At 71.8% G+C, this 23,204-nt stretch carries 18 protein-coding genes; 12 read left to right on the forward strand and 6 right to left on the reverse strand.

The genetic code is table 11. From position 1 onward, the window contains the following. Positions 1–59: 59 nt before the first annotated feature. Entirely contained in the window at positions 60–1,499 is a 1,440-nt protein-coding gene (locus ACFYWM_RS04725) for an MFS transporter (RefSeq protein ID WP_389908558.1), read from the reverse strand. A 153-nt stretch (positions 1,500–1,652) separates the two neighbouring features. On the opposite strand from ACFYWM_RS04725, the gene ACFYWM_RS04730 reads away from it, so the two are divergent. The 5 genes from ACFYWM_RS04730 to ACFYWM_RS04750 all read left to right on the forward strand — a co-directional run bounded on the left by ACFYWM_RS04730 (position 1,653) and on the right by ACFYWM_RS04750 (position 7,332). After that, positions 1,653–2,612 carry a 3-oxoacyl-ACP synthase III family protein gene (locus ACFYWM_RS04730; protein ID WP_389908562.1) on the forward strand — a complete coding sequence of 320 codons (960 nt, stop codon included), beginning with the start codon at positions 1,653–1,655 and terminating at the stop codon, positions 2,610–2,612. 107 nt (positions 2,613–2,719) lie between these two features. After that, positions 2,720–3,451: a glycosyltransferase gene (locus ACFYWM_RS04735; RefSeq protein ID WP_389908564.1), complete on the forward strand. Its 732-nt coding sequence runs from the start codon at positions 2,720–2,722 to the stop codon at positions 3,449–3,451. Continuing rightward, complete coding sequence (locus tag ACFYWM_RS04740) at positions 3,448–4,578, forward strand: cytochrome P450 (RefSeq protein ID WP_389908567.1); 1,131 nt, start codon at positions 3,448–3,450, stop codon at positions 4,576–4,578. The genes ACFYWM_RS04735 and ACFYWM_RS04740 overlap by 4 nt, the downstream gene beginning before the upstream one ends. Positions 4,579–4,913: 335 nt before the next feature. Beyond that, positions 4,914–6,368: a class I adenylate-forming enzyme family protein gene (locus tag ACFYWM_RS04745; RefSeq protein WP_389908569.1), complete on the forward strand. Its 1,455-nt coding sequence runs from the start codon at positions 4,914–4,916 to the stop codon at positions 6,366–6,368. Between the two features lie 58 nt (positions 6,369–6,426). Beyond that, entirely contained in the window at positions 6,427–7,332 is a 906-nt protein-coding gene (locus ACFYWM_RS04750; protein WP_389908572.1) for an NAD-dependent epimerase/dehydratase family protein, read from the forward strand. Here ACFYWM_RS04750 and ACFYWM_RS04755 read toward each other — a convergent pair. After that, on the reverse strand, positions 7,290–8,201 hold the full coding sequence (locus ACFYWM_RS04755; RefSeq protein WP_389908575.1) for a hypothetical protein: 912 nt from the start codon (positions 8,199–8,201) through the stop codon (positions 7,290–7,292). The two genes, ACFYWM_RS04750 and ACFYWM_RS04755, sit on opposite strands and share 43 nt — an antisense overlap. Positions 8,202–8,438: 237 nt before the next feature. Between ACFYWM_RS04755 and ACFYWM_RS04760 the strand changes: the two genes are divergently transcribed. Both ACFYWM_RS04760 and ACFYWM_RS04765 read left to right on the forward strand, forming a co-directional pair. After that, entirely contained in the window at positions 8,439–9,824 is a 1,386-nt protein-coding gene (locus ACFYWM_RS04760; protein ID WP_389908577.1) for an LCP family protein, read from the forward strand. A gap of 148 nt (positions 9,825–9,972) precedes the next feature. Next, on the forward strand, positions 9,973–10,533 hold the full coding sequence (locus ACFYWM_RS04765; RefSeq protein ID WP_389908580.1) for a hypothetical protein: 561 nt from the start codon (positions 9,973–9,975) through the stop codon (positions 10,531–10,533). Between the two features lie 29 nt (positions 10,534–10,562). On the opposite strand, the gene ACFYWM_RS04770 is transcribed toward ACFYWM_RS04765, so the two are convergent. Beyond that, on the reverse strand, positions 10,563–12,299 hold the full coding sequence (locus ACFYWM_RS04770; protein ID WP_389908583.1) for a hypothetical protein: 1,737 nt from the start codon (positions 12,297–12,299) through the stop codon (positions 10,563–10,565). Between the two features lie 1,025 nt (positions 12,300–13,324). Here ACFYWM_RS04770 and ACFYWM_RS04775 point away from each other — a divergent pair. Both ACFYWM_RS04775 and ACFYWM_RS04780 read left to right on the forward strand, forming a co-directional pair. Continuing rightward, positions 13,325–14,290, forward strand: a complete 966-nt coding sequence (locus ACFYWM_RS04775; protein ID WP_389908586.1) for an ATP-binding protein — start codon at positions 13,325–13,327, stop codon at positions 14,288–14,290. 63 nt (positions 14,291–14,353) lie between these two features. After that, complete coding sequence (locus tag ACFYWM_RS04780; protein WP_389908589.1) at positions 14,354–14,740, forward strand: SCO5389 family protein; 387 nt, start codon at positions 14,354–14,356, stop codon at positions 14,738–14,740. A gap of 32 nt (positions 14,741–14,772) precedes the next feature. Here the strand turns inward: ACFYWM_RS04780 and ACFYWM_RS04785 are convergent, their stop codons facing one another. Beyond that, a complete protein-coding gene (locus ACFYWM_RS04785) occupies positions 14,773–15,441 on the reverse strand; it encodes a ribonuclease HII (RefSeq protein ID WP_389908591.1) in 669 nt (222 codons plus the stop codon). A gap of 187 nt (positions 15,442–15,628) precedes the next feature. Continuing rightward, a complete protein-coding gene (locus ACFYWM_RS04790) occupies positions 15,629–16,606 on the reverse strand; it encodes a LysR family transcriptional regulator (protein ID WP_389908594.1) in 978 nt (325 codons plus the stop codon). A 221-nt stretch (positions 16,607–16,827) separates the two neighbouring features. Between ACFYWM_RS04790 and ACFYWM_RS04795 the strand changes: the two genes are divergently transcribed. Both ACFYWM_RS04795 and ACFYWM_RS04800 read left to right on the forward strand, forming a co-directional pair. After that, positions 16,828–18,108: a pyridoxal phosphate-dependent aminotransferase gene (locus ACFYWM_RS04795; RefSeq protein ID WP_389908596.1), complete on the forward strand. Its 1,281-nt coding sequence runs from the start codon at positions 16,828–16,830 to the stop codon at positions 18,106–18,108. Between the two features lie 173 nt (positions 18,109–18,281). Continuing rightward, complete coding sequence (locus ACFYWM_RS04800) at positions 18,282–18,926, forward strand: GNAT family N-acetyltransferase (RefSeq protein WP_389908599.1); 645 nt, start codon at positions 18,282–18,284, stop codon at positions 18,924–18,926. Positions 18,927–19,215: 289 nt separating this feature from the next. Here the strand turns inward: ACFYWM_RS04800 and ACFYWM_RS04805 are convergent, their stop codons facing one another. Next, the gene (locus ACFYWM_RS04805) at positions 19,216–19,704 is read right to left on the reverse strand and encodes a hypothetical protein (protein WP_389908603.1); all 489 of its coding nucleotides are present in this window, start codon (positions 19,702–19,704) and stop codon (positions 19,216–19,218) included. A gap of 302 nt (positions 19,705–20,006) precedes the next feature. Here ACFYWM_RS04805 and ACFYWM_RS04810 point away from each other — a divergent pair, with 302 nt between their 5' ends. Continuing rightward, positions 20,007–23,165 (forward strand): BTAD domain-containing putative transcriptional regulator, encoded by a 3,159-nt coding sequence (locus tag ACFYWM_RS04810; protein WP_389908605.1) that lies wholly within the window; start codon positions 20,007–20,009, stop codon positions 23,163–23,165. Positions 23,166–23,204: the final 39 nt, after the last annotated feature.

The following is a 23,204-nucleotide window of genomic DNA, read 5'->3' on the forward strand; positions in this document are numbered from 1 at the left end:
CGACCGAGAGCCGTCAAACCCGCGACAGGGGATCACGAACTCCCGGCTGGCCGTACCGCTCAGTCCGGGGTGGTGCTCAGCGGCTCGGCGATGTCCTCCAGGCCCCTGCCCTCGGCCTTGACCCCGAGGAAGAGCTCCACCAGCCCTGCGGCGATCATGAGGGTCGCGCCGATGCAGAAGGCCAAGGCGGTGTCACCGGGCCTGCCGCTCTCGACGAGGCCGGCGAAGATCAGCGGCCCGGACACGCCGCCCACGAAGGTGCCGATCGCGAAGAAGAACGCGATGGCCATGGCCCGGGTCTCCATCGGGAAGATCTCGCTGACGGTCAGGTAGGCCGAGCTCGCCCCCGCGGAGGCGAAGAAGAGCACGACGCACCAGCAGGCGGTGAGCGTCGTCGCGGTCAGCACCTCCTGGTTGAACAGCCAGGCCGTGCCGAAGAGGAGCACCCCGGACAGGATGTAGGTGCCGGAGATCATCGGGATGCGGCCGATCGTGTCGAAGAACCGGCCGAGCAGGAGCGGGCCCAGGAAGTTGCCCACCGCGATGACGGCGAAGTAGTAGCCGGTCTCGGTCTCGATGCCGAAGAAGGTCGACAGGATCTGCGCGTACCCGAAGGTGATGGCGTTGTAGAGGAACGCCTGGCCGATGAAGAGCGAGAGCCCGAGGACCGTCCGCTTCGGGTAGCGGGCGACCATGGTGTGGGCGATCCTGCCGAACCCGATGGACTTGCGCTGGTGAATGGTCATCGACTGCGAGGGCTCGTCGAGCTTGACGCCCTTCTCTTGCTCGATCCGCCTCTCCACCCCGTCGACCAGCCCCTCGGCCTCCTCGTCACGGCCGTGGATGAACAGCCAGCGGGGACTCTCCGGCACGTTCCTGCGTACCAGCAGGATGGCCAGGCCGAGCACCACGCCCATGCCGAACGCGACGCGCCAGCCGATGTTCACCGGCAGGTTGTTGAGCAGCGGCACGGTCAGCAGCGCGCCGCCCGCGGCGCCGAGCCAGTAGCTGCCGTTGATGATGATGTCGATCCTGCCCCGGTGGCGGCTCGGGATGAGCTCGTCGATGGCCGAGTTGATGGCGGCGTACTCACCGCCGATGCCGAACCCGGTCAGGAACCGGAACAGGAAGAACCACCAGGCCGAGAACGAGAACGCCGTCGCGGCGGTGGCGACCAGGTAGACGACCATCGTGATGATGAACATCTTCTTGCGGCCGAACCTGTCGGTGAGCCAGCCGAAGAACAGCGCCCCCAGGCACGCCCCGGCCACGTAGAGGGCGGCCGCGGTACCCGCGACCTGGGCCTGGGTGATCGCCAGGCCGCTGCCCTCCTGGGCCAGCCGGGCGGAGAGGTTGCCGACGATCGTCACTTCGAGACCGTCGAGGATCCAGACGGTGCCGAGCCCGATGACGACCATCCAGTGCCACCGCGACCATGGCAACCGGTCCAACCGCGCGGGGACCTTCGTGGTCACCGGTCCTGTCCGAACGTCGCTCATGGCGGCACCCGCTACCCCTTCACGACCGGCTCATACCACAGTGGGTCTCCTTCTCCTTCTGTGCCCCTCAGCCAGCACACGATCAGGACAAATCGTCGTCTTTTAGATACATTGCGCGAACATGGGGAGACTTGACGCTGTTTAGGGAGACCAATGAAAGCCCGGATCACGGGCGTCGCGGCGTATCTGCCGGAGCGGACCGTCTCCAGCGCTGACGTCGAACGGCGGATCGAGGGTTACGTGCCCCACGGAGGCGTCGTCGAGCGGATGACGGGAATCCGGCGCCGTCACGTGGCCCGCGAGGACCAGCAGGCGTCGGACCTGGCCGTGGAGGCGGCCCGCGAGCTCGACCACGCCGACGTCGACCTGCTCGTCTTCGCGTCGGCCTCCCAGGACATGGTCGAGCCCGCCACCGCGCACATCGTCGCGGCCAAGCTGGGGCTCTCGTGCCCGGTGTTCGACGTCAAGAACGCCTGCAACAGCATGCTCAACGGCATCCAGATCGCCGAGGCGCTGATCCTGACCGGCGCGCACCGCAAGGTGCTGGTCTGCTCGGGTGAGATCCCGTCGCGGGCGATCCGCTGGCGGGTCAGGGACCGCGCGCAGTTCGTCGACTCCTTCGCGGGCTACACGCTGTCGGACACCGGGGCCGCGGTCACGGTCGCCGCCGATGTGGAACGTGGCATTTTCTACCGCGACTTCGCGGCCGACTCCACGGCCTGGGCGGTCGGCACCCTGCCCGGAGGCGGTACGGCGCACCCCCGCGACCCCGAGTACTCCTACTTCCGCGGCGACGGGCGCAGGCTGAAGGAGGCCTTCGAGGCGGTCGGCCCGGACATCTTCCTCAACGCGCTCAAGCGCACCGGCCTGACCTGGGACGACTTCGCCATCGTGGCGGTCCACCAGGTGGCGCTGCCCTACCTGCGCTTCCTCGCCCAGGTGCTCGACATCCCCGAGGAGAAGCTGGTGGTGAGCCTTCCCGAGCACGGCAACTGCGCCTCGACGACGCTGCCGCTCCAGCTCGCGCTGGGCGGCTGGCGGCCGGGCGACCGGGTGGCGCTGCTCGGGCTCGGCGGCGGGATCAGCACCGGCGTGATGCTGGCGGAGATGTGACGGACCGGCACCGGCGTGACGCCGGCGAAGACGCGACGGAACAGCACCGGCGTGACGCCGGCGAAGACGCGACAGACCGGCGCCGGCGTGACGCCGGAGGAGACGCGATGAACCTCTGGGTGATCGTTCCGGCCTACAACGAGGCCCCCGGCATCGAGGCGACGCTGCGGGCGCTGGCCGCGCAGGAGGATCAGGACTTCACACTGCTCGTGGTGGACAACGCGAGCACCGACGACACCGCCGAGGTCGTACGGCGGCACGGCGTCCAGGTGGTCGTCGAGACCAGGAAGGGCACGGGCGCCGCCTCCGACACCGGCATGCGCCACGCCATCGCGCACGGGGCGACCCACCTGGCCAGGACCGACGCCGACTGCCTGCCCCGCCCCGACTGGGTGCGCAACATCCGGCGGGCCTTCGGCGACGGGCTGGAGATGGTCGGCGGGCAGTTGCGGCCCCGGACCGACGAGTTCCGGCTGAAGTTCTGGGAGCGCCACCTCATCCCGTTCGTGGTGGAGGTGGCGGCGACCTTCGGCCGCTTCCGGCCGGGCAACAGGGACCCGCGCTACCTGGGCCCGTACGTGATGATGCCCGGCGCCACCCTGGCCATCACCGCGGACCTCTACGAGCGCGCGGGCGGCTTCCCCCGGACCGCGATCGAGGAGGTCCACGAGGACCGCGCCCTGGTCAACCGGGTGCGCACCCTCACCCCCGCGTACGCCTCGCGTCGCGACGTGGTGGTCTTCGGCTCGGTGCGCAGGCTGCGGGCGTACGGCCTCGCGGGCACCCTCGCCTGGTACGCCGACCACCACTACCGGCCCGAAGTGATCGACGTCCGGTGAACCACGAGACCCGCCTCTATTTGGCCGCCCACCCCTTCGCCTACCCGCTCATGCGGCTGCTGGCCCGGCTCGGGCCCGTGGTGCGCGTCCCCGGGCTGGGGGTCGTGGTCAACGACGCCGCCGTCGCGCGGGCCGTGCTGATGGACGAGCGGTTCCGCAAGGACGGCCCCGGCTCGCCCGGCGACCTGTGGACGCCCGTGCTCGGCCCCTCCGTGCTGCTCAACATGGAGGGACCCGGCCATCTCGCGCTCCGCAGGAAGCTGATGCCGCTGTTCACCACCGGGTACGTGTCCTCGCTGGTGGACGACGTGCTCCGCGGGCCGCTCGACGACCTCTCCGCGCGCCTGGGGCGGGGCGAGACGGTCGACCTGGTGGACGCGATGCGCCTGATGGCCGGAGCGGTGATCTGCCGGGTGATCGGGCTGGGCGAGGTCTCCGAGGCACGGGCCAGGGAACTGTTCGCCGACGGGGAACGGGTCGTCTCGATGGTCTCGCTGCGCTCGCGGCGGCTGTCGGACCGGCAGGTGGCCGTCGCCAGGCGGGTGCTCGACCGGATCGGGGACATCGCGCAGGCCGCCTACGAGGCCGGGGACGAGTCCACGGTGATGGGCCGGATGCGGGCGCAGGGGCTGTCCGTGGCCGAGGCCAGGGGCGCGGCCGGGGCGTTCTTCCTCACCGGTACCGAGACCGTCGCCACGTTCGTCCCCCGGCTGATCGCGCTCCTGCACGACCACCGGACCCCGGTCGGCGACCTGGACACGGTCATCGAGGAGGCCATGCGGGTCACCACGCCGACCCCGCTGATGCTGCGCTCGGTGGCCGCCCCGGCGCGCGTCGGGGACACGGCGGTACGCCCCGGCGACCGGGTGCTGATCGTCACCCACAACTGCGCCAGGGCGTACGGCCCCTTCGACCCCTCCCGCCCTCACCCGCCCGAGCTGCGCAGGCTCTGGTTCGGCGCGGGCCCGCACTTCTGCATCGGCTACCCGCTCGCCCTGGCCGAGATCCGCGCGGTGGCCTCCGTCCTGCTCTCCCACCGGGTGCGCGTGGTACGGCGACGCGCGGCCAGGGGGGTCCTCATCCCCACCTACGAGCACCTGTGGATCGGCCGGGTCGACGCCGCGTGAACGACATCATCGGCGGGATCATGACGGTCGCCGCCCGGGAGCCGGGCCGTACCGCCATCGTCGACGGCCGGGGCCGCGAGATCACCTACGGCGAGCTGGCCCGCCGGGTCTCGGCGGTCCGCGACGCGATGGGCGGGCCACCACCGCAAGACGAAGCACGACCGGAAGACGGGGCGCCGCCGCAAGACGGGGCGCGGCCGGAAGACAGGGCGCTCCCGGACGCCGGAACGCGAGCGGAAAGCGGAACGCGAGCGAAAGGTGGAACGCGAGCGAAAGGTGGAACGCGAGCGGAAGGTGGAACGCGGCCGGAAAACGGGCCCCGGCCGGAAGGCCGGATGCGGCCCGGGGACGGGGTGCTGTTCGCGGTGCGGCCCGGGGTGGACGCGGTGGCGCTGGCGCTGGGAGCCGTGGCGGCGGGCGGGACGCTCGTCCTCGCGGACCCCGGCCTGGCGCCCGACGTGCTCGCGGCCCGGATGGCCGCGGCCCGGCCCGCGTGGGTGGTCAGCGAGTCCCTGCTCTACACCCTGAGCGGCCCGCTCAGGGGCCTGGCCCGCCGCCGGGGCCTGCTCCTGCCGGACCTCGCGGACCCGCTTCCCGGCCACCCCGTCCGCCACCTGTACGCGGGCCCGTGGCTGCCCGGGGTCCCCCGGGGAGCACTGCGGCTCTCCCGGATCCTCCGGCCGTCCGGCGCCTCCACCGACCCTGCGGCTTGGGGAATCCTCCGGCCGTCCGGCGCCTCCACCGACCCTGCGGCTCGGGAGACCGGCCGGAACAGCGGCCGGGAGGGTTATCGAGACGGCGAGGCCAGGCGGGAGGCGTACGGGACGAACCCGGACCAACCAGCGGCGGTGATCTTCACCTCGGGGACCACGGCACGCCCGAGAGGGGTGGTGCACACCCGGGGGTCCCTCGCGGCCGGGCTGGAGATGTTCAGGAGCGCGTTCCCGCTGGGCCCCGGTGACGTCGTGCACACCGACCAGCTGATGCTCGGGCTCCCCGCCCTGCTGGCCGGGGCGACCTGGTCGCTGCCCGGGGGCGGCGACCTCGCCGCGGAACTGGCCGCGCGGCGGGCCACCCACACCTTCGCCGTCCCGGTCCACCTGGACAGGCTGCTGCGCGAGACCCCCAGGCTCCCCGGAACCCTCCGCTACCTCCTGCTGGGCGCCGCCCCCGCCCCGCCGGGCGTGCTCCGCCGCGCGATCGAGGCGGGGCCCGAGATCCTGTCGGTCTACGCGATGACCGAGGCGCTCCCCATCGCGATCGCGTCCGCCCGGGAGAAGCTGGCCCAGGCGGGCGGGGACCTGCTCGGGGTGCCCCTGCCCGGCGTCGGCGTCCGGATCGCCGAGGACGGCGAGCTGTTCGTCTCCGGCCCCCACCTCGCGCGGCGCTACCTCGGCGAGGAACCGCTGCGGGAGATCGCCACCGGCGACCTGGTCCGGCTCGAAGGGGACCGGCTGGTGCTGCTCGGCCGGAAGAAGGACATGATCCTCCGCGACGGGTTCAACATCTACCCGGGCCTGTACGAGTCCGGTGTCGCGGCGCTGCCCGGGGTGGCCGAGGCCGCGATCGTCGGGCTCCCCGACCCCGAGACCGGGGACGAGGAGGTCGTGCTGGCCGTCGTGCCCGCGGACGGCTACGACGAGAACCTGCTGCGCAGGGCCCTTCCCGAGATCGTGGACGCCGCGGCCATGCCCGACCGGATCGAGCCGCTCGACGCCTTCCCCCGCTCGGGCCGGGCCGACAAGCTCGACCGGGCCGCCCTGCGAGACCTGGTCACCCGCCGTGCCTGACCTCCCCTCCGTGCCTGGGCTATCGGCCACACCTGGCAAGCGAGGGCCGAGGATCGCGGTGACAGGCGCCTCCGGATTCGTGGGGGGCGCGGTCTGCCGGGCGGCCGTGGCGCGGGGCTGGGCGGTGTCGGCCTTCGGCAGGCGGCCCGAGGTGGACGCCGGGCACGTCGGCGGCGCCCCGTACACCTCGTGGGATCTGCTCGGCCCCCGTCCCGCGACGTTCCCGGAGGAGGTGGACGTGGTGATCCACTGCGCGGGGAGCGTCACGGACTGGGGGCCGCCGCGTGAGATCTGGGCCGCCAACGTGGACGGCACCCGCAACGCCGCCTCCGCCTTCCCCGGCGCCAGGTTCGTGCACGTCAGCACGGCGAGCGTCTACGACCCGTTCCGGCCGACCGTGATGGCCACCGAGGACGCCGCCCCGGTCGGGCGGTACGCCAACGCGTACGGCGCCTCGAAGGCCGCCGCGGAGAGGTGCCTGGAGCGGGCGGTCGTCCTGCGCCCGCACGCGGTCTACGGCAGGGGGGACACCACGCTGCTCCCCCGGGTCCTCGGCGCGGTCAGGGGCGGCAGGCTGATCGCGGTGGGCGACGGCCGCCAGCGGATCAGCCTGACCTCGGTGGACAACCTGGTCCGGGCCTGCCTGCTCGCCGCCGAGGGACCGGTCGACCGCGGCGTCTTCAACGTGACCGACGCCGAGCCCGTCGTGCTCGACGACGCCCTGCGCGCGATCCTCCGGGAACGCGGCGTCGACGCCGAACCGTACTACCTGCCGCTCAGGCTCGCGGACCCCCTCGCCGCCGTCGCCGAGACCGCGTCCCGGCTGCTCCGGCGCCCGCCCCGGCTGACCCGCTACGCCGCGGGCCACCTGGCCGTCGAGCGGACCCTCGACATCACCGCCGCGCGCGCCCGGCTCGGCTATCACCCCTCGGGAACGTCCTTCGAGGGCTCCGCCGACTGGTGAGAGCGGCTCTCGAACGCCGCCGCCGCGAGCCTGGTACGGATGGACCTGCCCCTGAAGAAGAAGGCCGCCGCCGCCATGAGCAGGCCCAGCGCGAAGACCACCCGGAGGGCGTTCCTCAGGAAGGCCGTCAGCGCGTCGAATATCGCGACCACGGCGGCGTACGACAGGCCGCCCTCGACGACACCGGGCAGATAGACGTTGCGGACCGCGGACATGGCGATCGCCAGCGTGAGCATGCTCGCGGCCAGGCCGAGCCCGGCGCCGATCAGCACGGTGTACCGGTCGCGGACCAGGTACACCCCCGCGGCGATCAGGACCGGCGACATGCCCACCAGGACCCACCTCAGCGAGATCAGCTCGTCGTAGACCTTGTCGATCATGACCATGGCGGAGGTGGGCAGCAGCAGGGTGACGGGGTGCGACTCGGGCAGGCGCGAGGCGGCCCCTATGCCGGCGACCTGCAGTTTCCGTTTGACCAGCTCGTACACCGGGGCGAGGTCGTAGCCGACGCCGTCCTCCTGCGCGCGGGGGTTCGGGTCGTGACCCAGGATCGCGAGGAACCGGCGGTGCGTCAGCTTGTTGATCTCCACCCAGGCGATGGCGAAGTCGTCGTCGACGCCGTCCTTCACCGTCTCACGGATGAGTTCCCCGCCGACCGAGAGCCCCAGCCCGCGCAACCGCAGGACGATCTCGTCGGTGACGCGGTTCGTGACGGCGTTCTTCACGGCCGGGTGGGCGGCCAGCGGGGTCACCTCGCGGATGTAGTGGTCAGGGTCCGCGATGTCGGTCGCCGCCCAGTGGGCGGTGAGGGCGAAGGGAGCGAGCAGGCATCCGAGCGCGATCAAAATCGAACCGATCACTCTACGCACGAGCCCCCCTAACCGCTTTACCTGGAAATCCCCATGTTTGCCTGACAAAACCGGTTACAGGCTCTTTTTGACGCGAACTTGAAGCTCAGTGCCATCTTGACGGCGGAATCTGGTTTACAAACCTTGACCCACCATCCCCAGCGCGTCGAACAATCACATAGCCGATTCAACCGAAAACCGTTACTAACCTGCGACGTATTGGGCTGACGGAGCTGACGGGCAGGAGATGTCACGGCTATGGCAGGCAATACGGGGCGAACAGGCGTCGGATCGAGCCTGGCACTGACACTGGGCTCGGCCGTTCTGTGGGGGCTGGCCCACATCTGGACGGGCCGCCGCCTGACCGGTGCCTTCCTGATGGGAGTCGAGCTCATCCTCGCCGGGGCCGCCGCGACCGCCTGGCTGACCGCCGGGCCCTCGCTGCTCTCCCTCGCCGTGCAACCGGCCTGGCTGTGGGCCTTCGCGCTCACCGCGATGCTGGTCGCGGCCGCCGCCGTCGCCGTGATCGTCCACTCCTACCTGCTGGTACGGCCGGAGTCGGCGCCTCCCTCGGCCCGGTACCTCTCCGCCGCCGCCGTCGGCGTGCTGTGCGTGCTGGTGATCACTCCGATGGCCTACGCGGCCCGGCTGGCCTACCTCTCCCACAACGTCGTGACCTCGGTTTTCGCCGAGAGCGTCACGCCGATCCCGGTGGACCCGTGGAAGGGCCTGAAGCGGCTCAACATCCTGCTCGTCGGCGCGGACGCCGCGGCCAACCGGACCGGCGTGCGCACCGACAGCATGACCGTGGCCAGCGTCGACACCCGGACCGGCGACACCGTGCTGTTCGGCCTGCCCAGGAACCTGGAGGACGTCCCGATGCCGCCCGGCCCGGCCCGCGACCGCTTCCCCTACGGCTTCCAGGGCGAGCCGCCGTACACGCCGGGCATGCTCAACGAGATTTACCAGTACGCCGAGGACTATCCGGAAATGGTGCCCAGGCAGAACAAACGGCACCGCGGCCCGACACTCCTGAAAAGAACGATCAGCGGCATCCTCGGGCTCGACATCCCCTATTACGCAATGGTCGACATGAGGGGCTTCGTGGAAATCGTCGACGCGATAGGCGGCGTACGGGTCCGCATCAAGGACCCCATCGTATACGGCAGGCAGAACGAGGGCCTGATCGAGGCGGGCAGGCGGAGACTCTCGGGCGAGGAGGCGCTCTGGTACGGCAGGTCCCGCACCGACAGCGACGACTACGTGCGGATGGGCCGCCAGAAGTGCCTGCTGAACGCCGTCGCCAAGCAGGCCGACCCGGTGGCGGTCTTCCAGAGCTTCGAGAAACTGGCCACCGCCGCCGTCGACGCGATCTCCACCGACATACCGCGGCAGCTGCTGCCCGACCTGATCGAGCTGGCGGAGAAGGTGAAGGACTCCAGGATCAGGAGCCTCCAGTTCGTCCCCCCGCTGATCTACTCGGGCGCGCCCGACTACCACCTGATCAGGCGCGAGGTCATCTCCGCCCTGGAGGCACCGCCCGCCCCGCCCCGCTCCGCGCCCGCCCTCCAGGCCGGAAACCGGAGGAACGCGAACCGGCCCGCCGAGACGAACGCCGTCATCCTCGACTCCGCCTGCCACTGACGGCCGGGCGTCCCGGTGACCCGGTGACCCGGTGACCTGGCGACCCGCGCGGACGACACGCTCGGCGCGTCCGGCGCGTTGAGAGCACCCGCGAGGGCCGGAATGCTGTTATGGAGTGATTACTCACTGTCATCATGGAGGTTCGAGGATGAAACGTCATCTGGCGAGCGCGGGACTGCTCGCCGCAATCGCCGCATTCCCTGTTGGAGGGCCCTTCGCCTGGGCCGATCCGGTCCCCTCGGTCTCCATCTCCCTCGACGACGGGGCGAGGGAGATCACTCCCGGCGCGGAGAACACGTACACGCTCCGCATCAGCAACCAGGGGACCAGCCAGCTGAGGCGCGTCCTTCTGGTGCAGTCCCTGCCGCCGTCGATGACCTTCGTGAAAGCCGACGCCGGAGGGCGGGTGAAGCAGGGCAAGGTGGCGTGGACGGTGAACGTCCCGCCCCAGAAGGACACCGTCGTCCACATGAGCGCCCGGGTGGGCGCCGTCGCGGGGGCCGCGCTGCGGAACCTGGCGACGACGGCCTGCGCCCGCAGGAGCGCCACCGGCCCCGTGCTGGTCTGCGCCACGGACATCAACACCGTGGCCGTACCGGAGAAGACGGCCGACTGGGTCCTGCCGGTCTCGCTGGCCTGCGCCGTCGCCGCGGGACTGGCCACCGGCGCGCTCCTGCTCCGCCGTCGCCGCCGGATGCCGGCGATCTGACCCGGCCCCCGGCCGCGATGAGCGCCCGGCTAGGGCCTTCCTTCCCGGGTACGCCACCGCAGGGCCAGACCGAGGCCGAAGAGCAGGAGGCCGACCAGGACCGGCCAGAACGGCAGCCCCGTGAAGGGTAGCGAGGGACCGGCCGGTCCCTTGCGAGGCCCGTCCTCAGGACAGGGAACCGCGAAGGACCGCCCCCTGCCACCCGGCCCGCACGACGGCGCGACGGGCGGTTCCGGCACCCGCGCGGGCGCCAGGGCCGTCTCCGGACCGGAGACGGGTGCGGGCCCCGAAGGGGACACCGGCACTCGCCCGGGAACGGGTAGCGCCCCGGGCACCGGTACGGCATCCGGATCGGGCACCGACCCCGGAGCGGGCATCGGCACGGCATCCGGACCGGACACCGCCCCCGAAGCGGACGCCGACGCCTGAGCGGGACCGGCACCGGAGTTGGGGTTGGGGTTGGAACCAGAATCGGAGCCGGGGCCGGAATCAGGACCGGAGCCGGAGTTGGAGCCGGGCGCCGACGTCTGAGCGGAACCGGAGTTGGGGTTGGAACCGGAGCCGGAACCAGCACCGGAGTTGGAATTGGAATCAGGAGCGGAACCAGGACCAGGGCTGGAGTCGGAGCCGGGCACCGGCGCGGAGGCGTTCCCCGCCGGTCCCGTCCCGCAGCCGGGGCCGGTAGACCCCGCCGGGCAGCCGGCCCCGGGCGCCACGCCCACCGCGGCGTCACCGGACCCGGACCCGGACTCAAACCCGGACCCGGACCCGGACTCGGACCCGGACTCAGATCCGGACCCGGACCCGGAAACCCTGGGCCCGACCGGCCCGGTGGTCGTCGTCCCCCTTATGGCGACCCGCTGCGCGCAGCCGAAACCCGCGTCGGGCACGGGGGCGGCGCGCCTGGCGGACCACGGCACCGGGTCAGGGCAGTTCGTCCCGCCCCCCGGTGCCTGGACGGCGCTGTCCAGCATCCCGTCCCCGGCGCCCGAGGTGCCGACGGTCACGCTGTAAGTGATCGTGACCGTCTCTCCCGTCGGGATGTCGCCGTTCCAGGCCAGCTTCGGCGCGCCGTACGAGACGGTGCCGCTCGTGGCCCGCGCGTCGCCGTTGTAGGTCGCGTCGTCGAGGACCCGGGAGAGCTCCCCGGTGAGCCTGGCCCCCTGGTAGGCGGCGTTGCCGACGTTGCCGACGGTGATCGTGTAGGCGACCGCCTGACCGGGGCCGGCGGTCTCCCTGTCGGCGGTCATGAGGACGTACAACAGCGGCAGACCGGGCGCGCCGAGGTTTCCGCAGGCGGGATCGGCGGACCCGACCGCGCAGTTGGAGCCTTCGGGGCCGACCAGCTCACCGGAGAGACGCAGGTCCCCAGCCGGGGGGTCGTCCACCGTGACGCCGTAGGTGACCTTCACCGTCTGACCGGCGGCCACGTCACCGGTCCAGGTCACCTTCGGCGCGGTGAAGGACACCGTGCCCGACGTGGCCCACTGGTCGTGGTCGAAGCGCGCGTCGTCGAGCAGGCCCGACAGGTCGTCGGTGAAGGTGAACCCCCGGCGGCCGCTGCCACCGGTGTTGCGCAGCTCGACGGTGTAGGCGACCTTCTGTCCGGGCTTGGCGAGGACGGGCCAGGCCGTCTTGGTGATCTCGACCTCCGGCTTTCCAGCCCCCGCCGCCGCACGGCCCTCGCCACCGGAGGCCGCCCGTACGACCCGCTTCCCCGTCACGGACGCGGGCGAGGGCCCCTCACCCTCCGCCGGTACGGGCACGGGCGCCCCATCCACCGTCCGGACAGAAGCGGACGTCCCACCGGACTCCGAGGCGGCATCGGCCCGGGGGGACGACGCCACCTCGCCCTCCTCGGTTTTCTCAGCGGGTACGGCCGAACCCCCCGCCGGCACGGACGAGCCCTCCGTCGACGCAGACGAGTCCTTCGCCGGCACGGACGAGTCCTTCATCGGCACGGACGAACCCCCCTCCGGCACGGCCGAGGGCTCCTCCTCCAGCGGCACGGGCAGGTTCTTCGCCGGCACGGACGAGGACTTCCCGCCCACGACAGGAACGGGGGGAAACTTCTTCTCCGCCCGGAGGGACGGCGAGGACGTCTCCGCCACCCCCCGCCCGGACGCGGCGAGAACCGGCGACGGCGTCACGGGCACCGCGAGCACCGCGAGCGCGACCCCCCACGCGGCGACTCCCCGGACCCGCCGCCCGGAGCCCCGCCCCCCGAAGACCTGCCATTCGGAAAGCCGCGATCCGGAGGCTCCCCCCTCGGGAGACCATCGCCCGGGGACCTCCCCCTCGGCGAACCACCCCCCGGAGGCACCTCGTCCGGAGAACCGCCGTCCAACAACCCGCTCAATAACCCGCCGTGCGGAAACGCGACGCGACCAGGTACCGCTGTGTACCACCAAAGCCCCTTGCTGACCCTTGTCCACGATCTCGCAGGGGGGCTCAAGATCAACCGACTCGGGGTGGGATACCCGAACCGGCCGTGTCCCACCGGCAGCGACGGTAAACATCCACCCCGTCCATCCCCAAGGAAATCGCCAAGTCCGTACAGGAGACCTCGAAGCGGCAAGAGCGGACCTTCGGCGCCGGTCATGACATGGCAGGCGTTTTCTCTCGCCCCTTTTGTCCCTAACCGTCACGAGAGATCACTCTCGCCCGCGTTCGCGACACGAACGCGCCCCCCTCTCTCCTCGCGATACGCACCCCGCGCCCCCGCCCGTCGTGGCATGATGGGCCCCCGAAGTGCTTGAAATGATTTTCATAATCAGATTGGATCGTCGTTATGAGGGTGGCGTTCGTCGGCAAGGGCGGCAGCGGCAAGACGACTCTGTCGGCGCTTTTCTCGAGATACACCGCGAGCCGGGGCGGCCCCGTCGTGGCCGTCGACGCCGACATCAACCAGCACCTGGGCATGGCGCTGGGGATGGCCGACGGCGCGCTGCCCAGGCCGATGGGCTCGCACCTGACCGAGATCAAGGAATACCTGCGGGGCGACAATCCCCGCATCTCGTCGGCTGCCGCGATGGTCAAGACCACCCCGCCGGGGTCCGGCTCGCGGCTGCTCCGCCTCGACGAGCAGGACGACCCGATCCACACCGGGTTCTCCGTCGCCACGCCCGAAGGACCCCGGCTCATGGTCACCGGGCCGTTCGACGAGGACGACCTCGGGGTGGCGTGTTACCACTCCAAGGTCGGCGCCGTGGAGCTCTACCTGAACCATCTGCTCGACGGCGCGGGCGAGTACGTCGTGGTCGACATGACGGCCGGGGCCGACTCCTTCGCCTCGGGACTGTTCACCCGCTTCGACATGACCTTCCTGGTGGCCGAGCCGACCCGACAGGGCGTGAGCGTCTACCGGCAGTACCGCGACTACGCCGCCGACTACGGCGTGCCGGTCGCGGTGGTGGGCAACAAGATCCACGGTCCGGGAGACGTGGCGTTCCTGCGCGACCAGGTCGGCGACGACCTGCTGGTCTGCCTGGAGCACTCCGCGGCGATCCGCGCGATGGAGCAGGGCCGCCCCTTCACCCTCCGGGACCTCGAACCGGCCAACTCCCGGGCCCTGGGCACGATCCTCGACCACCTCGACGCCCAGGAGAAAGACTGGTTCCGCTTCGGGCGCCAGGCCGTGCAGTTCCACCTCCGCAACGCGGAGGCCTGGGCCAACAGGGCCACGGGCGAGGATCTGGCGGCCCAGGTCGACCCCGGCTTCGTCTTCGGGCCCACGCGAGTGTCGCTCTCCCGCTAGATGGAGCGATCAGTAGGCCCGACCTAGTGTCTGATGAATCCCCTTCTGTGAGGAGAACACAGCATGTCGCTGACCGTTTCGAACGATCTTCTCGACCAGGCCAAGGCCGGTGAGGTGGACGACGCGGCATTCGTCACCTGTGTCAGAGACTCCCTTCCGTACGCCTGGTCGCTCATCACCGGCCTGGTCAAGGAGCGCGAGCACACCGGTGCCGAGTTCGCCGACAACACGGTGCCCCCGCCGGACGAGGCCGCTCGCGGCCAGCTCCTGCGGGCTCTCGCCAGCGACGCCATGCGCGGTGCCCTGGAGCGCCACTTCGGGGTGAGGCTGGCCTTCCAGAACTGCCACCGGGTCGCCGTCTTCGACCCGTCCGCCACCGACGCCCACGCGAAGTTCGTCACGGCCAGGTCGCAGATCCTCAACCAGACGCCCGAGCTGGTCGACTGCTGACGACCTTCGCGGGCGTCCCCACGCGAGGACGCCTATGCGAAGAGCCCGAGCTGGCCCTCTCCCGCCAGCGGATTGCGATGCCTCTTGAGATGGCGCCACCGGGGAAGGTCGTCCAGATACGACCAGGACAGGCGGTGGTGCTCCGTCGGGCCGAGGGCCGCCAGCGCCGCCTGGTGGACCGGTGAGGGATAGCCCGCGTTGTCGGCGAACCCGTACTCCTCGAAGCCCAGCGAGGCCATGTGGGCGTCCCGCCGGACCTTGGCGATCACGGAGGCCGCGGCCACCGAGACGCAGGAGAGGTCGCCCTTGACCTCGCATCTGACCGGCCAGGGCGCGCCCAGATAGTCGTGCTTCCCGTCCAGGACGACCACGTCGGGCCGGACGGGAAGCCCGGCCAGCGCCTTCCTCGCCGCCCTGCGCAGGGCCTCGGTCATCCCGAGCGTGTCGATCTCCTCGTGGGACGCCTCGCCGTACCCGATCCCGGCCGCCCAGGCGGTGATCTCGGGGACCATGGCGGCGCGGCGGGCGGGGGTGAGCAGTTTCGAGTCGGTGAGCCCGGCGGGCGGCTCCGACAGGTCGGTGACCACGGCGCAGACCGCCACCGGACCGGCCCAGGCTCCGCGCCCGACCTCGTCCACCCCGGCGACCAGTTTGGAACCGCCGTCGTTCAGCAACCGCTCAAGGGCGTAGGTGGGAGGCACGTGCCGACGTTACCGGGACACGAGCCTCCGGGCGCCCCCGGACCGGACGTCACCCCGGTACGAACCGCCGGACCCCGGCCGAGCCCGTCACTCCGGCACCCCCTCGACCCCCGGCCGAACCCTCCCCACGCCCCCTGAGCGTCGGCGTCACTCCGGCCCCCCTCGCCCCGGCCGATGAACGTCGGCGTCACTCCGGCGCCCCCTCGTCCTCCGGCCGATCCTCCGGGCGTTCCCGGGACGCCGGCTCGACACCCTCCAGGTCGGCGGTGAGGAGCCTGGCGGCGACGTGGACGGCCCGGAGGGTGACGGAGACGGCGGGGCGGTGGACGCTGGACGATCGGGCGACGGCGTACACGACCCGGCCCACCGGCGGCCCGGGAAACCGGCGGACGGCGATGCCCCGGACCCCGCTGGCCAGCGCCAGGGCCGGGACGGCCGCGATGCCGATGCCCTTGGCGACCAGACCGATGATCGTGCCCAGTCCCTCGAACTCCCAGGGCACCGGCCGATGGCCGCCGACGTCGGCCATCAGCCGGTCCACCGCCAGCCGGGAGGGCTCGCCGTCCGGGGTGGCCATCCAGGGCTCGTCGCGCAGCTCCCGCAGGTCGACCGGGATGTCGGGAGAGGCGAGCCGGTGTCTGCGCGGCACCACGAGCACCAGCGGATCACGCAGCAGCGGGAAGACCCGCATGGTGTCGGGCTCGCGCATCCGGCCGTACCAGTCGTCGACCAGGGCGATGTCCACCTCCCCCGACTGCACCTCGCGCATCCCGCGTCCCGAGCGGGCCTGTCCCATCCGCAGGGTGAGCTCGCCGTGCCGGCGCAGCGTCCTGGCCAGCGCGGGCGCGAAGGCCACCGCGGCGGTCGGGAAGGCGGTCACGGTGACCCGGCCCGAGGGGGTCGCGGCCTGGGCCGACAGGTCGGACTCGGCGCTCTCCACCATGGCCAGGATGCGTTCGGCGTGCTCGACCAGGCGGCGCCCCGCGTCGGTCAGCTCCGCGCTCCTGGCGGTCCTGTCGATCAGCACCGCGCCCGCCTGGCGCTCCAGCGCGGCCAGCTGCTGCGAGACCGCCGAGGGGCTGTAGCCGAGAGATGTCGCGGTGGCCGCGATGCTGCCCCTTCGGGCGAATTCACAGATCAGCATGAGCCTTCGTAAATCGAGCATCAGTTTTCCTTACGCCTACCCACGACAACCGAAGCTTGTCCTGATGCCCCCCATCCCACCAGGCTGGAAGGCGTTCCGACAACGTCCCGCACCGTTCCACAACAGCCCGCGCCGTTCCACAACAGCCCGCACCGCTCCATGACGGCCCGAGCCGCTCCACAACGACCCGCGCCGCTCCGGGACGCGTCCCGTCCTGCTTCCGCGATGAGAGGGATCCCACGATGAGCGTCACGCTTTCCGCCACCCTGGCGGCCAACGAGGACATCGAGCGAAGACGGCGCGCCGGTGAGCGCGTGCTGCACCTGGCCTTCGGCGAGGCCGGCCTGCCCGTGCATCCGGCACTGAGCGAGCGGCTGGCCGAGGCGTCCGGGTTCAACGGCTACGGACCCGTCGCCGGCGCGCCCGCGCTGCGCGAGGCGGCCGGCGGCTACTGGTCGCGGCGCGGCCTGCCCACCGACCCCGACCTGGTGGTCTGCGGTCCGGGAAGCAAGCCCCTGCTGTACGGCCTGCTGCTTGCGATCGGCGGCGACACCGTGCTGCCGATGCCGAGCTGGGTCAGTTACGCCGCCCAGGCCGAGCTGGTCGGGGCGCGTTCCCTGCTCGTTCCGACGCCCCCCGGCGAGGGTGGGGTGCCGGATCCCGAGCGCGTGATCGCGGCGGTCGGGCAGGCCCGCGCCAAGGGGCGCGACGTGCGCTCGCTGCTGGTCACGCTCCCCGACAACCCCAGCGGGACGCTCGCCGGGGCGGACACCGTCCGGCGGATCGCCGAGGTCGCCCGCGAGCTCGACCTGACGATCATCTCCGACGAGATCTACCGCGACCTGGTCCACTCCCCGGACACCGGCTTCCTCAGTCCCGCCGACGTGGCCCCGGAGCGGACCGTGATCACCAGCGGGCTCAGCAAGAGCCTCGCCCTGGGCGGCTGGCGGATCGGCGTGGCCCGGCTCCCGTCGCGCGCCCTGCGCGACCGGCTCCTGGCGGTGGCGAGCGAGATCTGGTCCAGCCCCGCCGCGCCGGTCCAGCAGGCGGCGGCGTACGCCTACACCGAGCCGCCGGAGCTCGTCGAGCGGGTGAGCAGGAGCCGCGAGCTGCACGGCGCGGTGGCGCGGGCGGTGTACGAGCGGTTCGTCCGCGCGGGCGTGCGGGTGGACGCGCCGCGGGGTGGTTTCTACCTCTACCCCGACTTCACCGGGCTCGGCTTCGCCTCCTCCGCCGACCTGGCCGCCCACCTGCTCGACCGGCACGGCGTCGGGGTGCTCCCCGGCCACGCCTTCGGCGACGACCCGGCGGCCCTGCGGGTGCGGGTGGCGACCAGCCTCCTGTACGGCGAGACGGCGCGGCTGCGGCTGGCCGCGCTCGACGCCCCGGACCCCCTGGCGCTGCCGTGGATCTCGGCCTCGCTGGACCATCTGAGCGAGGCGCTGGCCGGCCTGTCCGCGAGGCGGGAGGAGCCCCCGCGCCCCGCGCGCGTCCCGCTCGCCGCGGCCCCCGCGGCGGGGTGACCGCGGCCCGTCGGAACCACTCCGGCGACAGGGGTTTCCGGGGTGGCGTCGGCGGTTCCGGCCCGGGATCTTCTACCGTGGAAACCCACAGGTCACGCGCGTTCCTCGATGCTCATCAAGATGTCTCGTGTCGTTTGGTATCAAGCAGGGGAAAGAGCCCCCATTATGTGCTCATGCTCGCTTTCGTCACCCTGTCCGGGCGCCTCGTGCGCCTGGAACCGCTCAGCCTCGCGGTCGTCGACGACCTCGTCGCCGCGGCGAGTGAAGACCGTTCCACTTACGCCTTCACTCGCGTCCCCAATGGCCGGGACGAGATGGTCTCCTACGTGGAGGCCGCTCTGGCTGAGCAGGCGGAGGGCCGCACGATGCCCTTCGCCATCCGGTGGCTGCACACCGATCGCGTGGTCGGTGCCACCCGTCTCATGAACCTGGAGTACTGGCAGGGCCCCATGCCCTGGCCGCCGGGCGCTCGTGGCGCGGTGGGCGATGTCCCGTCCGTGGCGGACATCGGTTACACCTGGCTCTCCGCCTCCGCGCAGGGAACCGGCGTCAACCGCGAGAGCAAGTATCTGATGCTCTCCCTCGCCTTCGAGACCTGGCAGGTCCACCGCATAACCCTCAAGGCCGATATACGGAACGTACGCTCCCGGGCCGCCATCGAAGCCCTCGGCGCGCACCTCGACGGTGTGCGGCGGGCGGAGAGCCGAGGCGCCGACGACACGGTCCGAGATACCGCGTACTACTCCATCCTGAGTGACGAATGGCCGGTCGTCCGAGAACGGATGCACGCGCGGATGGGCCTGGCCGAGGCCGCGTGAGACGGAGACCCGGCGTGCGGTATTACGAGGAGCAGTGGACGGTCAAAAAGGATAGAAAGCTAAACATTACCCATAAGGCACATAGTGTCGAAAAATAGTATTTCAATTACTTAATGGAACAAAAGGCCCGCCCGAAATCTCGGGCGGGCCTGGTGTTCGCCCGGCGTCGCAAGCGAGTGGCGCCTCGCGCGGTCAGCGGATCGAACGGAGATCGCGGGTGTCGCCGGCGATGCCACCGGCCGGACCCGCCGGAGGTCCTGGAGATCCCGAGGGCCCGGGGCCCCGAAGGTCACTCCTCCTCGTCGGACTCGATCTCGTAGATGTAGCGCCACTTGCCGCACAATGTCTTCTTGGCCTGGTGCCTGTCCCAGTAGCAGACCCTGACCTGCAGGTTGTCGATCTCGTCCGCGACGTAGTGGAACCGCTGGTAGCCGCTGCTGCCGCACTTGCGGGCCCAGGAGTAGTTCTCGTCACCGTCGTGGGTCTCGAACTTGAACTGGGCGTAGCCGCAGAGCCGGCTCGGCGAGTGCTTGTCGTAGAGCCTGCCCTGGACGTGCAGGCGGTCGTCGTCGTCGACCCACACGCTGCCCCTGGCACCGGCACGGTAGTCGTCGTAGTACTTGGAGTAGTAGTAGCCCCAGGGCTCCTCGTCATAGCCGTTCGAAGCGGAGGGGGCGGCGGCGGCCGCGGAGGCGGGGGTGGCGAGGGCGGGGACACCGATCGCGATGACGGCGGTGGCGGCGGCGAGACCGAGAATTCTGGTGATCGAGCGGCGCATGGTGGTTCTCCTTGAGGGGTGCGGCTCCCGGCTTCCTTGAGGAGCCATGGCTTATTGATAGGCCTGGGTGCCTGCATCGCACTTACAGCCCCTTTATCCGCGCCTGCAATCCACTGACATGCCGGGCATGGCCGCCCCCGTATGGGGCCATGCCCGGCAACACCAGGATTGGGGGCACAGCTCAACAGCCGATTGACGTGCAATCAACGTCTCGGCGAACAAGCAAGCCTCTACCTACGGGGTAAGCAGGAGAGGATCTATCATTTGGCCATAAAACTTCCCATTGGGCGGAGATTTGAGAAATGGCTGTTCAGGACAGCGGAGATGGGCTGCGGTTCGCCGTACTCGGTCCTGTCCAGGCATGGCGCGGCGGTTCCGAGCTCGATCTGGGGACCCCGCTGCAACGTTCCATCCTGGCGATGCTCCTGCTCAGGGAGGGGCGGGCGGTCACCCCGGCCGAGATGATCGACGCGATCTGGGGGGAGGACGCCCCGCCCCGCGCGCTCGGCGCGCTGCGTACCTACGTCTCCCGGCTGCGCGCGGTGCTGGAGCCCGGCAGGTCGCCGCGCACCCGCCCCGAGCTGCTCACCTCCGTCGGCAGGGGGTACGCCCTGCGGCTGAGCGGCGGCTCCCTCGACCTGCTCCTGTTCGAGCGCGGCGTCCAGGAGGCGGAGGCCGCGCGCCGCGAGGGCGATCCGGCGCGGGCCGCGGAGAGCCTGCGCACGAGCCTGGCGCTCCACACCGGCGAGCCACTCGCCGGGGCCGTCGGCCCGTACGCCGAACACCAGCGCGGGCGGCTCGCCGAGCGCCGGATGAGCGTGCTGGAGGTCCTGATGGACCTGGACCTGGAGCTGGGCAGGCACGCCGACGTCCTGTCCGAGCTGATCGCGCTGACCGGCGACCACCCGCTGCGCGAGCGGCTCCGCGCCCAGCTGATGCTGGCCTACTACCGGTGCGGGCGCAGGGCGGAGGCACTGTCCGCCTTCGCCGACACCCGCGCCACGCTGATCGAGGAGCTGGGCATCGAGCCGGGCCCCGACCTGAAGAGCATGCACCAGCGCATCCTCACCGGAGACCCGTCCCTCGCACCGGCCCCGGCCGGCCCGCCCGCGCGGCCCGCGCCCGCCGAGGTCGCCAGGGCCACCGCCGCCGGGGCCACCGAGAGCGCGGAGCCGGCCGCGCGGGCGGGCTCCGAGGCGAAGCCGCCCCCGGGGCCGGACGCCGAGGCCGCGAGGACACCGGAGGCGCGGGCGGCGAGCCCGGAGCTGCCGCGACCGGCGCAGCTTCCCGCCGCCGTGAACGACTTCACCGGCCGCCGCCAGATCATCGCGCGGCTGCGCACGCTGCTGTCGGTCCAGGACGGCTCCGAGGGCGTGCCGGTCGCGGCCATCTCCGGCATCGGCGGCGTGGGCAAGACGGCCCTGGCCGTGCACGTCGCCCACGCCATGCACGACCTGTTCCCCGACGGCCAGCTCTACGCCGACCTGCGCGGGTACGGCGAGGAGCCGACCTCTCCCGAGTCGGTGCTCGCGGCCTTCCTGCGCGGGCTCGGCCTGCCCGCCGACGCCATCCCCGACGGCCTGGCCGAGCGGTCGGCGCTGTTCCGCTCGATCCTGGCCGACCGGCGGATGCTCGTGCTGCTGGACAACGCCCGCGACGCCGCCCAGGTCAGCCAGCTGCTCCCCGGCTCGGCCGGGTGCGCGGCGCTCGTGACCAGCCGGGGCAAGCTCGCCGACCTGGCCTCGGCCAGGCTGGTCGACCTGGACGTCATGGAGCCCGAGGAGGCCCTCGCCCTGTTCGGCATCGTCGCCGGGGTGGAGAGGGTGGAGGCCGAGCGCGCCGCCGCGATGGACGTGGTCGCCGCCTGCGGCTTCCTGCCGCTCGCGGTGCGGATCGTGGCGGCCCGCCTGGCCGCCAGGCCGTCCTGGACGGTCGCCTCCCTGGTGCCCCGGCTGGCCGACGAGCGCCGCCGCCTGGACGAGATGCGCGTGGGCAACCTCGCGGTGGAGGCGACCTTCGCCCTCGGGTACGGCCAGCTCAACCCCGCCCAGGCCAGAGCGTTCCGGCTGCTCTCCCTGCCCGGGGGCCCGGACATCTCGATCGGGGCCGCCGCCGCGCTGCTCGCGCTGGACCCGATGGACACCGAGGACGTCCTGGAGTCCCTGGTGGACGCCAGCCTGCTCGAAGCCCCGGCCCCCGGCCGTTACCGCTTCCACGACCTGCTCAAGCTCTTCGCCCGCCGCGTCGCGGAACGGACCGAGGACGCGGCGCAGGAGAGCTGCGCCGAGGGCGAGGTACGGCGGGGGGAGCGGCGCGGGTCCGGGGTGAGCGTGACCATCGGCGGGGAGGGCGAGGCGGCGCTGCGCCGGCTGCTCGACTTCTACCTGGCCTCCGCGCGCTCGGCGCACCGCCTCGCCTACGAGGGCAGCACGATGGCCGACCGGCTGGGGGTCACCGGCACCGGTCACGCCTTCGCCTCCGCCGACGAGGCGGTGGCCTGGCTGTCGGTGGAGGCGGAGTCGCTGTTCGCGTCGATCGCCCAGGTGACCTGCGCGGACAGGGACGACGAGCTGCTGCCGGGAGCCGACCTGCTGCTCGCCATGGAGCCGCTGCTGGAGTCGGGCAGCCACGTCCGCGAGTTCGAGAACCGGACGCGGGAGATGCTGGCCGTCGCGCGCCGGCTCGGCGCCGTCTCCAGCGAGCTGCGCTGCCGCTACGTGCTCGGGCGGGTGCTGTTCGGCGCCAACCGGCTGGCCGAGGCGGAGGAGGAGTTCCGTACGTCGCTGGAGCTGTCGGCCGGGGGCGACAGCATCGTCACCGGCGAGGCGCTCAACGCGCTGGCCGTCGTGGCCGGGCGCCGGCGCCGCCACGTGGAGGCCCTGGCCTGGTTCGAATCGGCGCGCGAGGCGTTCAGGGAGGTCGGGGCGCGGGGCGGGGAGGCGCTGACGCTCAGCTACTCCGCCCGCGACCACCTGTTCCTGGAGCAGCCGAAGGAGGCGATCGCCGCCGCCGAGCAGGGGCTGGCCCTGTTCATCGAGATGGGTTCCAGCGCGGGCACCGCCAGGGCCCGCTACCACCTGGGGATGATCCTGTCGCGGGTCGGCCGGCTGAACGAGGCGGTCCACCACCACGCCGAGTGCCTCGCCTTCTTCAGGGCGAGCAGGCAGCGGGTCTGGGAGCAGCGGGTCTGCTCCCGGCTGGCCGAGACGTTCATCAACGCGGGCCGCTTCACGGACGCGGCCCGTCACGCGGAGCAGGCGCTCACCGTGAGCCGGGAGATCAGCCACCCGTACGGCGAGGCGCAGGCGCTGTGGGTGCTAGGCAAGGCCCTCAACGGCCTCGGCAGTGTCGAGCGTGGCCGGGACTGCCTCGAACGCGCCCACGACCTGTTCGGCAGGCTCGGGGCGCCCGAGGCCGAGGATCTGCGTCTTCTGCTGGAGCGCGACCAGGTCGACAGCTGATCCCAGCCCGTCGTACAGGTCGTCGTCGAGACGCGTCAT

This window comes from Streptosporangium sp. NPDC002721 (genome assembly GCF_042888905.1).
Lineage (GTDB): Bacteria > Actinomycetota > Actinomycetes > Streptosporangiales > Streptosporangiaceae > Streptosporangium.

Coding starts and splice junctions, on each gene's coding strand:
- ACFYWM_RS04725 (WP_389908558.1), bottom strand. CDS start 1,499: ATGAGCGACGTTCGGACAGGACCGGTGACCACGAAGGTCCCCGCGCGG.
- ACFYWM_RS04730 (WP_389908562.1), top strand. CDS start 1,653: ATGAAAGCCCGGATCACGGGCGTCGCGGCGTATCTGCCGGAGCGGACC.
- ACFYWM_RS04735 (WP_389908564.1), top strand. CDS start 2,720: ATGAACCTCTGGGTGATCGTTCCGGCCTACAACGAGGCCCCCGGCATC.
- ACFYWM_RS04745 (WP_389908569.1), top strand. CDS start 4,914: ATGCGGCCCGGGGACGGGGTGCTGTTCGCGGTGCGGCCCGGGGTGGAC.
- ACFYWM_RS04760 (WP_389908577.1), top strand. CDS start 8,439: ATGGCAGGCAATACGGGGCGAACAGGCGTCGGATCGAGCCTGGCACTG.
- ACFYWM_RS04765 (WP_389908580.1), top strand. CDS start 9,973: ATGAAACGTCATCTGGCGAGCGCGGGACTGCTCGCCGCAATCGCCGCA.
- ACFYWM_RS04775 (WP_389908586.1), top strand. CDS start 13,325: ATGAGGGTGGCGTTCGTCGGCAAGGGCGGCAGCGGCAAGACGACTCTG.
- ACFYWM_RS04780 (WP_389908589.1), top strand. CDS start 14,354: ATGTCGCTGACCGTTTCGAACGATCTTCTCGACCAGGCCAAGGCCGGT.
- ACFYWM_RS04790 (WP_389908594.1), bottom strand. CDS start 16,606: ATGCTCGATTTACGAAGGCTCATGCTGATCTGTGAATTCGCCCGAAGG.
- ACFYWM_RS04795 (WP_389908596.1), top strand. CDS start 16,828: ATGAGCGTCACGCTTTCCGCCACCCTGGCGGCCAACGAGGACATCGAG.
- ACFYWM_RS04800 (WP_389908599.1), top strand. CDS start 18,282: ATGCTCGCTTTCGTCACCCTGTCCGGGCGCCTCGTGCGCCTGGAACCG.
- ACFYWM_RS04805 (WP_389908603.1), bottom strand. CDS start 19,704: ATGCGCCGCTCGATCACCAGAATTCTCGGTCTCGCCGCCGCCACCGCC.
- ACFYWM_RS04810 (WP_389908605.1), top strand. CDS start 20,007: ATGGCTGTTCAGGACAGCGGAGATGGGCTGCGGTTCGCCGTACTCGGT.